This is a genomic window from Thainema salinarum CENA647, assembly GCF_057732415.1.
The window spans coordinates 3,384,430-3,399,978 of record NZ_JBYJZJ010000022.1 but is presented as its reverse complement, the minus strand read 5'-3'; the positions used below and the strand labels follow the sequence as shown (position 1 = coordinate 3,399,978).

Below are 15,549 nucleotides of genomic sequence, written 5' to 3'. Positions count from 1 at the left end.
AATCAGCACGTGATTAGCATGGTACAGGACTAGCTTCCATCGGCAGTTACCTCCGGCCTCTATGTGCGATCGCAGTTCCAGTTGATGGATCAATGTCGATCATGCCGCCAAAAAGTAACATGAAGGTTTCAAAGCGCAAGAGTTGTGCCGATTGCTTGGTACGGGGTGATCTTGACATCAAAAAAGGGTTTCTGTGCTCAGTGTTCAGTAGAACTAAACATCCAACTACAGAAACCCGGTTCCTAGAGTTCAGAGAAAATTATTTCGTTACGTCATGCTTTTCGTTAACTTGGCGGAGCTGTCGAGGCCGACAGGGGGTGCCCCAGCAGATTTGCTGTTCTGGCTGATCGCTGAATACCGTGCTTCTGGCACCAATCAGGGCATTTGCTCCAATCACCACACCGGGGCCGATAAAACAATCTGCGGCGATCCAGGCTCCATTGCCAACTGCGATCGCACTTGTCTCCAAATTAAAGGTTGGATCTTGGCTGTTGTGGCTACCCGTGCAGAGATAGGTGTTTTGCGAAATCACGCAGTGAGCGCCAATCCAAATCTTGTCTAGGCTGTACAGCACGACATCATCGCCAATCCAAGAATAGTCGCCGATGGTCACTTTCCAAGGATAGGTAAACCGAGCCGTAGGCCGAATTGCCACGCCTTGACCAATTGTGGCTCCAAACTGGCGCAGCAGCCAGCGGCGCGGCGTATGGGCCGAGTGCGGAGTCAGCGGAAACACCACGGCCTGAACCAGCCACCACAGCAGGATATACCAGCCGGGGCGACCCCGATCAAACCAGGATTGGTCATACTGGCGCAGATCAACCAGCGGCGGCGCATCCAGTTTGGGACGCTGCGATGAAGAAAGCGACGGATCAGCAGTCATCGGAACAATCTCGTAGAGTGGATTTCGTAGGTTGGTGTCGAGCTTGTGAGATCTAACAACCCCTTGCAATCGTTGGGTTTCGCGTTGCTCAACCCAACCTACAGACTCATCAAATGTGGATTGGGTGGGCACTGCCCAACCTACAGACTGATTTAAATCATCTGCAATATTGCTGTAGCTGTTCACTTTATTTGATCAGTTCGCGATATCTCATCATGCAGTCAACTGAAATTAATACAGCAATGATATTGATTCCCCATAATGCTTTCGCTTGATGCCAAAACTTAAGGCGAATACTTATCCCTAAAACTAATACTGTTGTTAACCAGATGATCCACATACCTAGTGCAGCAACCAATTCACCATCCGTACTACAGTCTAGTATTGAATTCTCGTATTCATTAAAAGGCGTATTCGCTGCCAACCACCACCACAGTAGCCAAAGCAGTAGAACAATGCGGATCAACAACTGAATCGAAAATTTGGCTATTTTCACTTTTTACAGTTGCTCCCCAAACTAAATGTGAAACCTCACAGGTACATTATTCAAACCTTGCACCAAAACCCAGAAGAATGATTTTGCCGCCGCATTGCGGCGGCAAAATCATTCCTTCAAGTTCTCAATGCGTAAGGCGCAAAACATGAATCTGTTAACCTATGAAGATTTTTCGGGGCCTATGGTTATGAAACTGTGTTGGCTTGGCTCGGTGCTGCCTCTGAACTCGGTGTCATCGACTCTGCTACATTTGTGGTGGCCTCTGTGGTAGCCCCACCAGGCGTTACATTCAAGCGGCCATTAAACTGGCGCAATTCAAACAGCTTAACGCCGATTTGGTACTCGTACTGGCTAATCAACCGCGCATAAGTGTAGCCCGCAAAGCCATCCAGAAAGCCGCGCTGCAGGATGTACACCAGGATGAATCGTAAAAACGGTTTGAACGGCAACCGTACCCAGATCTTCTTCAGGAAGCGCTTCCGCTGCACCGCATCGCCCAGCAGGTTTGCGCCAATTGTGTCCTGTTCACCCATGCCGGTCAGCAGGTTGAGATAAACCCGAGCTTCCCAGTTGGAGTAGCGATTGTGGCGTGCCAGCCACTGGTACATGTCCCGATAGTCTTCGTGGAGCATGTCGTGCTTCAGATAGCCAACTGGCCCATCCAGTACAACGTGCTCATGCACTTCGTTATCGCCCGTGTTGCGAATTTCCTCGGTTTTTAGGTTCTCGTAGCGCCCCTTGGCATGGCGGAACAGGCGCAGATTCCAGTCGGGATAGCGTCCGCCGTGCCGCAACCAGGTGCCCAGGAAAAAGATGCGGCGATTCAGGTAGTAACCACTGTGCTGCTCGTTTTGAATTGCGATCGCAATTTCGTCCCACAGTTCTGGGGTGATTCGCTCATCGCAGTCTACGATCAGCACCCACTCGTTGCTGAACGGCAGATTATCGAGTGCCCAGTTTTTCTTTTTCGGCCAGCGACCGTTGAAGTGAAACTGAACCACCTGAGCGCCATAGCGTTCTGCGATCGCGCAGGTTTCGTCGGTGCTTTGGGAATCGACCACAAAGACTTCATTGGCTCTAGCGACGCTCTCTAGGCAAGCGACGAGATTTTCCTCCTCATTTTTGGCAGGAATCAGCACAGAAACCGGGAGCTTGGCAAATGATTCAGTCATAATCTCAGTTAGAACGTTGGCTAGAAAAACGGGACTTTGGGTTATTTATCTTTACCCAAGATTCCCGCGATCGCAGCAAAACTATACGCAAGGTGGCAACTTTTACAAAATTCCGAAATTTGATTATGGTTTCCTAACGTTTATACAACCTGCATACCGGGACATCTGTAGGGGCGATGCATTGGGCCGTACATTTCGATACGGACACATCCATTTTGCCCCAATACATTTCCCTTGCAACCCAGCGCGTCGCCCCTAGGATTTTTTCTCGTTGCCAAACATCATTCCGGCAACAGCCGATCGCAGATATCCCACCTGCCCATAGGCAAATACTAAGTTCTCGAAGCGCTCAGCCGGATCAGAGAAATACTTCACCGACTTGTACAGCCCGCGCAGGATGTACTCGCTACCCTGCCGCATTTGTAGCCAGCCTGAGCGCCCGGCTAACTGCTCCCGGTAGCACTCGCTAATGCCCTGCCACCAGCCTCGCCGCAGGAACCAGCCCCGCTGTAGGCGCTCCGGTGCCACGTTATGCGCGACGATAGCATCCGGTAAGTAAAACACCTGCCAGCCCAGCGTCAGCGCCAGCTCGGTCATGTGTAGCTCTTCGTTGGACAGCAGGTTTTTACCCACCCGACCTAAGTTGGGGTCAAAGCCACCAATCTGCTCTAGAAACGAGCGGCGGATCGAATAGTTCAAACCGCGCGGCGTCAGTCCTGGTTCGGTAATCGACATAGGCTGATCGCCCAGGTCATATAGTCCCAAATTGCCTGCCAGCCCATCTGACAGCCAGGCTGGCGCAGACTGATTCGGCGGCCAGATCAGCGTCACTTTTCCACCTGCGATCGCAAGTTTCTCATTGGCCTGATACGCCTGATAAATTGTCTCCAGCCAGGTCGGACTCGCTTCGGCGTCATCGTCGAGGTAGGCCAAAATTTCACCCTGAGCGGCCTGAGCACCTGTGTTTCGCGCCACCGATAAGCCCAAGTTCGGCTCGTAGACGTAATGTAATCGGGGATCAGCTAACCGTTCTTTGACGATGTCCGAAGTGCGATCGCAGGAGGCATTGTCCACCACGATTACTTCAAATCCGGCAAACTGCTGCTTCAGCAAGCTATCAATCGCTGCGCCCAAGTACTCTTCCCGATTATGGGTACAGATAATTGCTGAAATCAACACTGGAGAATCTTGCAATACGTCAGATAAGTCAGCCATAGAGTTTAAGCACAGGTGGAGGATTACAACAGATTCACCTATCGGTTAGGGTTAGCACGACTCAATCCAGTCATTCACGCTCTTACTGGGTGTCAAGTCTGCGATCCATCTTTCAGTCAACCAATGTCAATCAAACGTCAATCAAACGTCATGCTCAGCTTGCCCAATTTGCCATCAAATGTATCGATGATGATGTATCGATAGCGTGACTATCATCCTGCTCCCCTACTTCCTTTCTCCCCTACTCCCCCGCTCCCCACCCCAATGCTCCCGTATCCAACATAGCCACTGTACAAGTTCTCAAATTATTTCAACTTTAAGTTTCGATGATTCAAACCCGAAAATTTTGTTAAGGTGTGTCGCACAGCGTGAATTTGATCCAGAGTTGCTATTTCTTTCCTGAGTCTTAGCTCAGAATAGGAGAGGTTATGATAACGTGGCTGGAAGATAATGATAGCCGCGTTGAACACAGCTCTAGAGTTGGTTCAGCGGAGGCTTCATTTTGTATTGTTAGGAGGTCTCTGTGGCCACAACTGATCCCATGCCGGAGTATGGAGCAGATAGTAATCAGCAGCTCTCTTTGAATCTTGGGATCGAGAGCTATGTCACGTCTGATGCCATACAGCCCAACAAGGGAAAACTGGGGGCGAACGCATCCGTGGATCTGGCTAGCTTGTCCAATCTGGATAATAAGCCAAATCTGACGAAGCGATTGCGCTGGGGTATTCCGCTGCGCAATGGAGATCTAACGCCACAGGCTCAAATTGAGCGACTGCAAGAACTACAATTGGCCTTGGAAAGTAACCAACAGCAAATGCAAGATGAGCTGAGACAGGCTTATGCTCAAAACCAACAGCAGAGCAAGCGAATTCATCAGCTTGAGCAAGCCCTGGATCAAGCCCTCAGCTACGTGGAAGATTTGCGCCAGCAGGTACAAGATCAGCAGCGGCTCGAAGAACAGCTCGCGATGACGGAGGAGTATGCCAACGTTCAGCAGCAGGCGATTATCCGTCTCAAACAGCGCTTAGCGGAACAATCGGCAGAGCACTTAGCTACAGCTCAGTCCCCACCGAAAGATGTCGAACCCTTCACATCTGCTGCCCCTACCAAGCAAAACTCCATCGCCCGCCTTGATTCTTACAGCCTCTCTTCGGAGTTTGCTGGCGATCTGGCCAAGGTGATTGCGGCGGCTCAAGCTCATATTGAATCTTTGAGTACTGAAATCGAAGAGCGCACCACGTTTCAGGCGCGACTCCAGCACACCTGTCAAGAGATAATGACTGAACGGGATCAGCTCTGTAACCGCATGGCAACGATTGAGCAACAAAATGCTGAACTGCAAGAGCAAATCCTCAAGCAGATGAAGCAGATCAGCGATTATGAGACGGGGCTGCGCCACTGGAAAGAGCGCTATATGGCTACGCAGCAGCAGTTTGGTCAGTTGAAGCAGGTGCTGAAGACGGCTTTGACCCATCCTGCCGCTCATCAAATGTTTGGCCAGAATGCCGAGCAGTTGCTGGCTGAACTGCAAGCCCCAAGCTGGGAACGGGATCTCAATTTGCCAACCTCGCAGCAAACCAGTTTTCAACCCAGTCGCCCTGCTGCTGCTCCTCCCGCTGGTATTCCACCGATGCAGGTTTCAGACTCGCCGTCTTCCGGTCTATCAGATTTTCTGCGGCGATTACGGGGTTCGCCCTAGGGAGAGTTGCGACATCGGTTAGGACATCAGCAAACTCTGAAAGCATTTAAATGCTTGAACCAAATGATTGAACAGCTATAACGCTCCGAGTCATGTACTAATCTTGGAACGGATGAACAGGTAAGGAAACATGGGTAAGAAGTCGAAGGGACAATCGAGTAACCGCGATCGCACTGTCTATTCTGAGTTCGGTTCCGGATCGAGTCAAAACAATCCGGCTTTGCAGCGCGCTGTTCCCGATCTGCCGCCCAACCAGCAAGATTTGCGCGTCCAAGCCTCTCGCAAAGGTCGCGGTGGCAAAACCGTGACAGTGATTACTGGTCTACAGCACTCACCGGATAACCTGAAAGATCTGGCTAAAAAGCTGAAAGCCCAATGCGGTACAGGCGGCACAGTTAAGGATGACACAATTGAAATCCAAGGCGATCACGCCCAAAAGTTGGTGGAAGTGTTGATTAACCTAGGCTACGGTGCCAAAGTTAGCGGTGGCAAATAATTAGCAACGCTGATGAGAACAGCTTGGCGTCGCCAAGCTGTTCTCATCAGCGTTGCTGCCAAATTACGATGAGGTGACGCTGGCCAGAATGGGATTTAGATCTGCCAGATTCACTTGGGGTGCATAGAGCTTCGCTACATATTCAGCCAGCATCCGGTCCGTGTTGAAAATCGGTGCACAGGTGCGAATCGACTGCTTCATCATGTTCACCCAGCCGTTGGGAATGCCGTTTTCGTCGCGATCGTAGTACAGCGGCACAATCTCGGTTTCCAACAGGTGATAGAGCGAATCAGCGTCAATTTGATCTTGCTGCTCCTGGTCACTGGTATGAGCATCTTCACCAATGGCCCAGCCGTTGATGCCTTTGCCGTTGGCATCTTGCAGGTAGCCTTCGCACCACCAGCCATCAAGGACACTACAGTTAATCCCGCCATTTAAGCAGACTTTCTGGCCGCTGGTTCCCGACGCTTCCAGAGGCCGACGAGGATGATTCAGCCACACATCGATGCCATGCACCAGCTTTTGGGCTGTGAACATATCGTAATCTTCGATAAAGGCAACGCGATCGCGCAGGGCTGGATGCTGGCACCATTCTATTAGTCGCTGAATCATCCGCTTGCCTTCCTCATCTGCCGGACGCGCTTTACCTGCAAAGATGATTTGTACAGTGTGTCCCCGCTGGCTCAGGATATTTACAATCCGTTTGAAATCTCGCATGATCAAGACGGCTCGCTTGTAGGGACTGAACCGACGGGCAAAGCCGATGGTCAGCACATTTGGATCGAGCAGTCGATCCACGGCTGAGATGGTGTCTGGATCTTCTTTACGCGCTTCACGGGCTTGGCGAACCTTTAAGCGCGTATAGGCAATCAGCCGATCTTTCAGAATTTGGTGATAGTGCCACAGTTCTGCATTGGGAATGTCGTCAATCTTGCGCCACAGCTCGGGGTTGACCACGCGATTCAGCCAGTCTTCGCCTAGATATTCCCGATATAGGTTATCCATCAGCGGGGCCGTCCAGGTGCGGGCATGAACGCCGTTGGTGATATGCCCAATCGGCACCTCCGCTGCCGCTTTTTCGGGATAGAGAATTTGCCACATATTACGAGAAACTTCACCGTGCAGCTTGCTTACTCCGTTGGCGGCACGAGTTAGCCGTAGTGCTAAAACCGTCATGCCAAACGGCTCCCAGGGATCGCCCAGTCGCCGCGCCCCCAGTGCCAAAAACTGCTCACGGGAGAGCTGGAGCTGCGGCCAGTAGTCGGCAAAGTAGGAATCTATCAAGTCCGGAGAGAACACATCGTGTCCCGCTGGTACCGGAGTATGAGTCGTGAAAATAGCGCGATCGCACACTGACTCTTCCACGTCATAGAACGACTGGCCCGTGCGCTCAATTTCCGACCGCGCTACTTCCAGCAGGGCAAACGCCGCATGGCCTTCATTCAGGTGATACACCGATGGCTCAATCCCCAGCAGTTGCAAAGCCCGCACCCCGCCGATACCGAGCAGCACTTCCTGAGCAATCCGAGCGTCCTGATTGCCGCCATAGAGATGGCCCGTCAGCCAGCGGTCAATCGGGTCATTGTCTTCCCGATCCGTATCCAGCAGATAAAGATTGACGCGGCCCACCCGCACCTGCCAAATCTGAGCTTTCACAACCCGCTGTCGAATATTGAGTTCAACTGTGAGTACATCGCCCGATTGCGATCGCACCAGCTCTAGCGGCAGGTTCTCAAAATCATTATCAAGGTAGTAGTCTTCCTGCCAACCGCTGCGGTTGAGCCGCTGCCGAAAATAACCCTGGCGATACATTAGGCCAACGCCCACCAGCGGCACGCCAATATCAGAGGCTGACTTGAGGTGATCACCGGCCAACACGCCCAGACCGCCCGCATAAACGGGTAGCGACTCGTGAATGCCAAACTCGGCACAGAAATAGGCAACTGGATGCTGGGGCGAAATCTGCGGAGCCACTCGGTTAGCCCAGGTATCCTGCTCACTCATATAATTGTTAAACTGCCGCATCAGGCTCCTTAAGCCTTTTAGATAGATGGGATCTTCGGCAATTTGGGTTAGCCGCTCATAGGGAACCTGCCACAAAAGCTGCACCGGATTGTGGTTACAGTCCCGCCACAAATTGGCATCAATATGTTGAAATAACCCGACTCGTTCCGGTGTCCAACTCCACCAGTAGTTGTAGGCAATTTCAGCCAAATGCTTCAGCGGACTGGGCAAACGATTGGCTAACGTGATAATGGGGGATGAGCTGGACGAATTCACCATGACAATTCAACGATAATTCAACAAAATTCAACAAACAGTGACTGCAATGTGATCGGAGTACGCAACTGAAAAGCGCAGGTTGATTGACTGCGATCGCACATTTAAGTCTGATGCCAAAAAGGTTAAGCATTGCTGACACAAAACTTACTCTCGTCTTTAGGAAGAGCGAGAGCAAAGGCCGACAACACTCAGCCGGAGTCCCTTGCTGAGAATAGAGTGACTCCGAATGCGATGCTCAGACCCAATCCGCCGATGAAATCCGATTAAATTTGGAGAAAAAATATAGGTACAAGATCTACATTGTTGCCCCAAAAGATTCTGGGATTTGATAGCCGGATTTTTATCACCAGTGCCCTGATCTGGATTCGAGCAGACAATCAAAGAAAGGCTTGATTGTTGGAAGCTGATATCAGAAATAATGGGCAATTCTGCTTAAATAGCAATGCAAATCAAATTTAATGTCGAGTGTATTTGAATCAATCTACAAAGACTTTACACAGAAGGCGCAAGGTACATCCTATCTTTGATATTTCACCTCTGTCTATACTTTTATCAAAGGTGGCTGTATCACTGTGAGTATATGTGTTTAGCGTAGCTGTGAGATCCCCCGCTGTCGCCGCCCCCTTAACAAGGGGGCTATTTCAATATTGATTTAAAGTTCTCCTTTTTTAAGGGGGATTTAGGGGGATTATGCAAAGTGTCAAGCTGAACAAGTATCGCTACATCACAACGGGCTAATCACGTCGAATTTTAATGACAAAATTTAATCACAATTCATAAACACTGTGACTTGATCAATACCGTTGAAATGATTAACCTCGGATTTATCTGTCACACAATCAGCACATCATGGAACCTGCCCTGACCCAATTTGGCGATCGCATGTCTCACCTCACGGGGGTACGGGCGATCATGAAAGACATCATGGAAACGCTGAAATCAGGTTCTGGCCGGAGTTTCATTAACCTCAGTGCCGGAAATCCTATTATCCTGCCGGAAATTGAGCGGCTCTGGCGCGACTGCACCGCCGACCTTCTCGCTAGCTCAGAATACGGTGAAGTGGTTTGCCGCTACGGAGCCAGCCGAGGCTACGAACCGCTGATTGAAGCTGTAGCCAACGATTTTAACCAGCGGTACGGACTGAAGTTGTGCGATCGCAACATTCTGATCACCGCTGGCAGTCAATCCCTCTACTTTTATGCTTCCAATGCCTTCGGTGGCTATACTACGGATGGCACTCTCAAACAGGTTGTCTTGCCCTCCGTGCCGGACTATACCGGCTACGGTGGCGTGGCGCTCTATCCCGAAGCGCTGAAAGCCTATCGACCTGCGCTTGAAATTGATACCACTGCGCATCGTTTCAAGTACCGCCCCGATTTCAGCCAGCTTCAAATCACCGAGCAAACGGGCTGCGTCCTGCTTTCCCGTCCCTGTAATCCCACCGGAAACGTGATTAGCGAAGCCGATGTGCAGCGGATTGCCGAGCTGGCGGCGCAGCATCAGGTGCCCGTCATGGTGGATTCGGCCTATGCCGAACCCTTTCCGGCGCTAAATTTCACCCCCATGACTCCCGTTTTTGCATCCAATATTATTCACTGCACCAGCCTGTCCAAAGCCGGACTACCCGGTGAACGAATCGGCATCGCCATCGGTGATGAGCGCGTGATCAGCGTCTTGGAATCATTCCTCACCAACCAGTGTTTACACTCCTCCCGCTACGGTCAGGCAATTGCAGCCCGTGCGATCGCATCCGGTGCGTTAGCGGAACTCTCGCATACGGTGATTCGGCCCCACTATCAAGCCAAACTCGCCGTCCTCGAATCCACGCTGGATGAAGCCATGCCCAATGATATTCCCTGGTATCTCCACCGTGGCGAAGGCGCAATTTTTGCTTGGCTCTGGCTCCAGGACTTACCGATGACCGACTGGGAGTTTTACCAACAACTCAAAGAGTACGACGTCATCGTCGTTCCCGGCAGCGCTTTCTTCCCCGGCCTGCAGGACGACAACTGGCCGCACAAGCAGCAGTGTTTCCGCATCAGCCTAACGGCCACCACTGAGGAGATTGCTGACGCGATGCAGCGTTTAAGCCAACTGGTTCAACAGGTTTATTCGTCTAAAGCAACTGCGATCGCATAGTCTTTCTGCAAAGAACAGTACCTTGTAGGGGACGAATGGCCATTTGCCCTTACGGTAACGTTAATAATTTCAAATATTCTCCGAAAAACGCAAAGCCCTGCTCACTAGTCAGCAAGAGCCGACCGCTTTAACTTACTCATCCCGCTTGCTTTCACACAGGTGTCACAGCAGGTATCAAAGCCCCTCACCCTACAACACAAGCACCACCCCATCTAAAATCCAAAATCGCCATTACCCAATAAGCACGTTTTATGACTGGTATCAGAAAACCTTTGTCAATCCCTTCTTGACGTTTTGTAAATATTAAAGTTACATTTATTTACATAAGGTTACAAAACGCAAGACGCACGCAGGAGTTGTTGCAATGTTTGCACCCATCGTTGTTCTCATCCGCCGATTCATGGGCAACCCACGGTTCAACAAAGTTCGTGGTCAAGCGATCGCACTTCACTCCAAAGCCATCACCAACTTCTGTAATCAAGTTGGTATCGATTGCACCAAGCGGCAAAACATGATTCGCCTCGCACGGGACAACGGCAAAAAGCTTGGTCTGCTTGCGTAGAGTTGGTGACGCAGTTAACGGTAAAGGTATCTATAGATTTAGTTGTTAATGTGCAAACGGAAAATATTGAAGCACTCTTTTAGACAAGAGTTCACAATGTTTTCTCCAGCTAGTTTTTAGAATATTCACCAAAATACTCATTGGATCGGGTTCTTCTAGGGGCGCTTCACCAAAGCGCCCCATTTTTGTATCCACCTATAGATATAGCGGTTCTTGCGCTGGTAAAGGGGGAGTTATTTTTTGGAAGCCTTGCTCCGCGAGGCTTCCAAAAAATAACTTGTACCCCAGTAGCAGGAAAGACTATTATAGATATGAGCCAACTTGTTTACATCGGTTTAAGATTGGGAACGATGGTGTAGAAATGTAAAGTAGCTTTCGACCTCTACTTATTTCCTTTGGTATCGAATCCGACTAGAAAGAACCCGGATGCTTTTGTGAAAGTTAGGCTGTACCTGGCTTTCACAAAAAGTAAAAACTGTTTTTAGGGCGGATTTCGTCTCATTAGCCCTCTGTAAAGCCACTGCTAACGCTATTTAATTATGTTGAGCCAACTGAACCGCCTCCAGTCCCAAACAGATGGCCGTTATGCCTCTGATGCAGAACTTCAATTCATGCAAGATTATCTCCAAACTGCTCGACTGCGCTTTATTACCTATCAAAAAATTAAGTTGGCTGAATCAAAAATTGTGCAAGATGTCTACGACTGTCTAGTCACAGCCGATCCAAATCTGTTACGACGCGGAACTGAAGACCTAACTGCAAAGTGGAAGCGAGACACGATTAGAGTTTTGCGATTTTCAGCCACAGCTATGCTACTGGATGATCCAACGTGGTTGAGCGAGCGATTACTCCTATGGCTGGCGACGATTATGCGAGCGTTTGGTGCTCAACGAAGCTGTTCCGCAACCTATTCAGCCATGCAGGATGTGATACGGCATTATCTCTCGCCCGAGGAAGCAGCCCTGTTTGGGCCAATTTTGGCGTTGAATCAAGCGGTCTTAAGTGGCGAATCGCTGGTTGAAATTGGCGCTTAGAGTAGCGTGCGGTTGAATCGAGAGTTGCTATACTCATACCATTTCCATCAGGCTAATCGGTTGATGAGTGAGTTGTCCTCAAACAATCCTGATTGGGGCAATCACTATTGATCTTCATAAATTGGTTTTGATGGAATGGATTGATGGATCAACTGTTGGACAACATCAGCTATGGCCGCGCAACTTCCCAATTTGTCACCCCAGCCTCAACCGCCCAATTCAAAACCCCCCAAATCGTCTAAACCGCCGAAGCCAGGCTCAAGCAGACAGCCAGTCTCGGTGGCAGGGCGATTGCGCAGCTTTGTGTCGTTCTGGCTGCGTCTGTTGCTGTTGGGCGTTGGCAGCGGAGCCGCTTGGCTGCTGGGAGTTGCGATCGCACAGTTTTATCCAGCTCAAAATCCTGAGCCCCCCCTGCAAGAAATTGTCATGCGTCAGACTAGTGCTGTTGTCAACGACATTACCTCGCTACCGCAGCGCTGGGGACAAGAGACATCGACGACAACGATTAACACTGATTTGTCAGAGTTGCCAGTTTCTACTGATTCGACGACGCAGGCTGAACAAACGAGTCCAGTTCCAGATCCCTCAGCCACTAACCTCGAACCACTCAATTTAGATCCGCAGGCTCAAGAACAGGCCGAAGCCGAATTATCTGCGATTCGAACAGAGTTAGAAGGACTTCAAAATCGGATGGCCGCACTGGAAACTGATGTTGGGCAGGAGGAAAGCCAGGCCGAATTGGCAGCCCGAATTGATCAGCTTTCGCGTCGCCTCAATCCCGAAACAGCAACCACAACTGAGCAACGCAGCGAACCCGTTATACCAGGAGCCGAGTCCCCACCATCAACTACTTCACCATCAACCAGTCGTGAAGCGAATGATAATAATGCGATCGCACCTACGCCTCCTACCCCAACCGATCCAATCGATCAGGATATTAATGCCGCTATTCCAGCGTCTGATACGCTCAAAATTACGCTGCCCAGTGACGTACTGTTTGCAAATGAAACCCAGCTGAATCAAGCAACTCGGCCTATTCTAGACAGCATCATCCGCGATTTACAGAATTACCCAGGTGCAACGATTCATGTTTCTGGGCATACGGATAACCAAATTGAGGCCGCAACTCGCAAAACCGTTTCATTTCAGCAGGCGAAAGCAGTGCAGTCCTACTTAGCCGAACGACTAGGCGATCAGTACCGCTGGGTCACAGTTGGCTACGGCAGTTTGCGATCGCAAGTCCCCAATGACTCTGACCTCAACCGTCAGCGCAATCGCCGGATTGAGGTCACAATTTATCCACGCTAATTACCTATGTTAGTAATCCACGCTAGCAAGCCACTAGGGCTATATACTCATCACACTAAGAGTTAATCCAGGGCATAAATCTGCCCGTCTATGAGCAAACGCGTGATCCCCTTAGCTTGTAAGTAGTCGCTGGTTTTCTCCAGCATCGTGCCGTCAGGTACCTTAATGACCCGCTGATTGCGCCGCGAGAACCGCCGCGCTACGCGATGATTATCAAAAACAGGCAGCGTCATTTCCTGTATTTCTGCCTCAGGAATTTGTCCTAGATGACCAAACTCTCGCAGCGGTCGAGTAATTAATTCGGCAAACCGATCCACCACTAGATAACAGGTTCGAGGTAGCTCGGCATCTTCGAAGGGCAAGATTTCAATGATGACGCGATTGCTAGCCGCAGTTGAGTCTAAAATGTCCTCGTCAAACTCGTCGTCCTCGTCCTCGTCTTCATCATCGAAATCATCATCCAGATCGTCGATGTCATCTAGATCATCCTCTAGCTCATCGTCGAAATCATCATCATCGTCATCATCTAAATCATCGGCTGCATATGACTGGGGCGTATCCAAAACGGGTGAATCGGTAGCTTCAGCCACGGCTAATGGAGCCTCATCGCGAAAGGACGCATCCAGGAGCTGAAGCTGTTGGCCAATTTTTTCCGCCACAGCCTGTTCTGCTTGTGCTCTGATTTTGTCTGACTTAGTCACTGGCTTGGTCGAACTGCGCTTGCGGTAGCGACGAGCCTCTTCCTCGTTTTGATCGGTGAGATCGAATGACTCGGCTTGATCTGCGATCTGATCTGCGATCGCAGTCTCCGAAGCGGCAGTCACATCACTGTCATCCACTGCCGCTTGACTAGACTTCGCAGATTTAGTGATCGGCATCGGTTTGCCGCTATCGGTTGTGCCGCTGGACAGTTGACTCGTCTGGCTCGTCGTGGTGCTGTTTGGAGAAGCGGACGATCCTTTGGCCCGTTTCTGCTGCACTAAAGCATCGTACTCTTCCCTTGAAAGAGCACTTTTAAGAATACGGCTAATTGTACTGTTGCTCACTCCAAAGCGTTCAGACAGCGTTGTGGTAGTCTCTGCCGGTTCACGATAGAGACTGACGATGTCCTGCTTTTCTGAATCTGAGAGTTTTTTGGGAGCCATGCCACCATTTCCTAGCCGCGCCACTATGTTTCATTATCGCCACAATCTGTGCGATCTGCATGTTAGCTTAAGACCGCCGCCGTCCTCGCCGTGAGCGGGTGGATACACCGTACTCCAATGCGGCTCCAATCGCAAACAAAACACCGGAAAAGACCCAAAAGACTTCTGGCAAACTGCCGCTCTGATAGTCAGGCTGCTCTACTGCATACAAGAACCACATGTCGGCAATGTAGAGACAAAAGGCTGCCGCTGCAATCATGCGCCACGATTGAGAGAACCGTCCGCCCCAAAACGCGAGCAAAAGGGTCGTTGCCGCTCCCAGTAGCGCTACGTCGCCGATGATATACAGCAGTCCCACAATGCCTTCTAACGGTGAGAGTGCGTCATCCAGAGCGATTACCCAACCCGGCGCAGGGCTGTCAATTTCGGTAGCTGCTTCAGTTTCAGGTGTTTCCTGTACAGCATCATCAGGCGTCTCTGCTGGTGCGATCTCAGGAGCGGGTGCTGCCTCTTCGCCTGTCCCCTCAGGAGTCGTTTGGGCAACGGCTTCTCTCACGCCCAAGGGAGTTCTGAGCTGAGCAGCGGCTTCATCACCTGCACCGAACCATAAAAAGACAGCAAGTACGACGCTCAAAACAACGACGACGCCAACAATGAGCCACTGATAGAGTTCTAGGCTCAGTCGTCGGGGTAAAACCGCTTGGATCATGCCCCAGGCCAAAAAGATATAGGTGGCGATGTAAAAAATGTCGGCTAGGGAAACGGCTGGATCTTGTAGCCAGATGACTTCCCAGATACCAAAAATCAAGCTACCGAGAAAATAAGAAGCCATCCCAAGGCCAATGGCGAGCCAAACGCCTCGGCCACTAACAATCTGAGAGCTGCGCCAATTGCGGAAACACAGCACAGCCGCACCCGCAAAAGCCACCATTTCAAAAATGTAAGTCGCAATGGTGTACCAAAGAGGACGGTCGTCTCCACCTGAAACGCTGAATAACAAGAAGAATAGGAGCGAAATCACTGCCCATGCGATCGCAGCTGACACCAACTGTGGAACGGAGAGGGCAGACTTGGAGTCAGATGACTTACTGGCCACAGGATTCCTCCTCAAAAATCA

13 protein-coding genes are annotated in these 15,549 nt (G+C 50.5%); 6 read left to right on the top strand and 7 right to left on the bottom strand.

Features of this window, described 5'->3' with window-relative positions:
- Window positions 1-259 precede the first annotated feature (259 nt).
- The 4 genes from hpsU to AC286M_RS21745 all read right to left on the bottom strand — a co-directional run bounded on the left by hpsU (window position 260) and on the right by AC286M_RS21745 (window position 3,766).
- Window positions 260-883 carry a hormogonium polysaccharide biosynthesis acetyltransferase HpsU gene (gene hpsU / locus AC286M_RS21760; protein ID WP_488206387.1) on the bottom strand — a complete coding sequence of 208 codons (624 nt, stop codon included), beginning with the start codon at window positions 881-883 and terminating at the stop codon, window positions 260-262.
- 187 nt (window positions 884-1,070) lie between these two features.
- Complete coding sequence (locus tag AC286M_RS21755) at window positions 1,071-1,307, bottom strand: hypothetical protein (RefSeq protein WP_488206386.1); 237 nt, start codon at window positions 1,305-1,307, stop codon at window positions 1,071-1,073.
- Between the two features lie 257 nt (window positions 1,308-1,564).
- Window positions 1,565-2,551 carry a glycosyltransferase family 2 protein gene (locus AC286M_RS21750; protein WP_488206385.1) on the bottom strand — a complete coding sequence of 329 codons (987 nt, stop codon included), beginning with the start codon at window positions 2,549-2,551 and terminating at the stop codon, window positions 1,565-1,567.
- A gap of 255 nt (window positions 2,552-2,806) precedes the next feature.
- Window positions 2,807-3,766, bottom strand: a complete 960-nt coding sequence (locus AC286M_RS21745; protein ID WP_488206384.1) for a glycosyltransferase family 2 protein — start codon at window positions 3,764-3,766, stop codon at window positions 2,807-2,809.
- Between the two features lie 523 nt (window positions 3,767-4,289).
- Between AC286M_RS21745 and AC286M_RS21740 the strand changes: the two genes are divergently transcribed.
- Window positions 4,290-5,465, top strand: a complete 1,176-nt coding sequence (locus AC286M_RS21740) for a coiled-coil domain-containing protein (RefSeq protein WP_488206383.1) — start codon at window positions 4,290-4,292, stop codon at window positions 5,463-5,465.
- A 130-nt stretch (window positions 5,466-5,595) separates the two neighbouring features.
- The gene (locus tag AC286M_RS21735) at window positions 5,596-5,961 is read left to right on the top strand and encodes a translation initiation factor (protein ID WP_488206382.1); all 366 of its coding nucleotides are present in this window, start codon (window positions 5,596-5,598) and stop codon (window positions 5,959-5,961) included.
- Window positions 5,962-6,024: 63 nt separating this feature from the next.
- Here AC286M_RS21735 and glgP read toward each other — a convergent pair whose 3' ends face one another.
- Window positions 6,025-8,244: an alpha-glucan family phosphorylase gene (glgP, locus tag AC286M_RS21730; RefSeq protein WP_488206381.1), complete on the bottom strand. Its 2,220-nt coding sequence runs from the start codon at window positions 8,242-8,244 to the stop codon at window positions 6,025-6,027.
- An 849-nt stretch (window positions 8,245-9,093) separates the two neighbouring features.
- On the opposite strand from glgP, the gene AC286M_RS21725 reads away from it, so the two are divergent.
- The 4 genes from AC286M_RS21725 to AC286M_RS21710 all read left to right on the top strand — a co-directional run bounded on the left by AC286M_RS21725 (window position 9,094) and on the right by AC286M_RS21710 (window position 13,287).
- Window positions 9,094-10,383, top strand: a complete 1,290-nt coding sequence (locus AC286M_RS21725; protein ID WP_488206380.1) for a valine--pyruvate transaminase — start codon at window positions 9,094-9,096, stop codon at window positions 10,381-10,383.
- A 364-nt stretch (window positions 10,384-10,747) separates the two neighbouring features.
- The gene (pgr5, locus tag AC286M_RS21720; RefSeq protein ID WP_488206379.1) at window positions 10,748-10,945 is read left to right on the top strand and encodes a cyclic electron transport protein PGR5; all 198 of its coding nucleotides are present in this window, start codon (window positions 10,748-10,750) and stop codon (window positions 10,943-10,945) included.
- 539 nt (window positions 10,946-11,484) lie between these two features.
- Window positions 11,485-11,979: a bilin-binding protein gene (locus AC286M_RS21715; protein ID WP_488206378.1), complete on the top strand. Its 495-nt coding sequence runs from the start codon at window positions 11,485-11,487 to the stop codon at window positions 11,977-11,979.
- 171 nt (window positions 11,980-12,150) lie between these two features.
- Window positions 12,151-13,287 (top strand): OmpA family protein, encoded by a 1,137-nt coding sequence (locus AC286M_RS21710; RefSeq protein ID WP_488206377.1) that lies wholly within the window; start codon window positions 12,151-12,153, stop codon window positions 13,285-13,287.
- Between the two features lie 62 nt (window positions 13,288-13,349).
- Here AC286M_RS21710 and AC286M_RS21705 read toward each other — a convergent pair whose 3' ends face one another.
- The gene (locus AC286M_RS21705) at window positions 13,350-14,432 is read right to left on the bottom strand and encodes a hypothetical protein (RefSeq protein WP_488206376.1); all 1,083 of its coding nucleotides are present in this window, start codon (window positions 14,430-14,432) and stop codon (window positions 13,350-13,352) included.
- Window positions 14,433-14,499: 67 nt separating this feature from the next.
- Complete coding sequence (locus AC286M_RS21700) at window positions 14,500-15,528, bottom strand: hypothetical protein (RefSeq protein ID WP_488206375.1); 1,029 nt, start codon at window positions 15,526-15,528, stop codon at window positions 14,500-14,502.
- Between the last annotated feature and the right edge of the window lie 21 nt (window positions 15,529-15,549).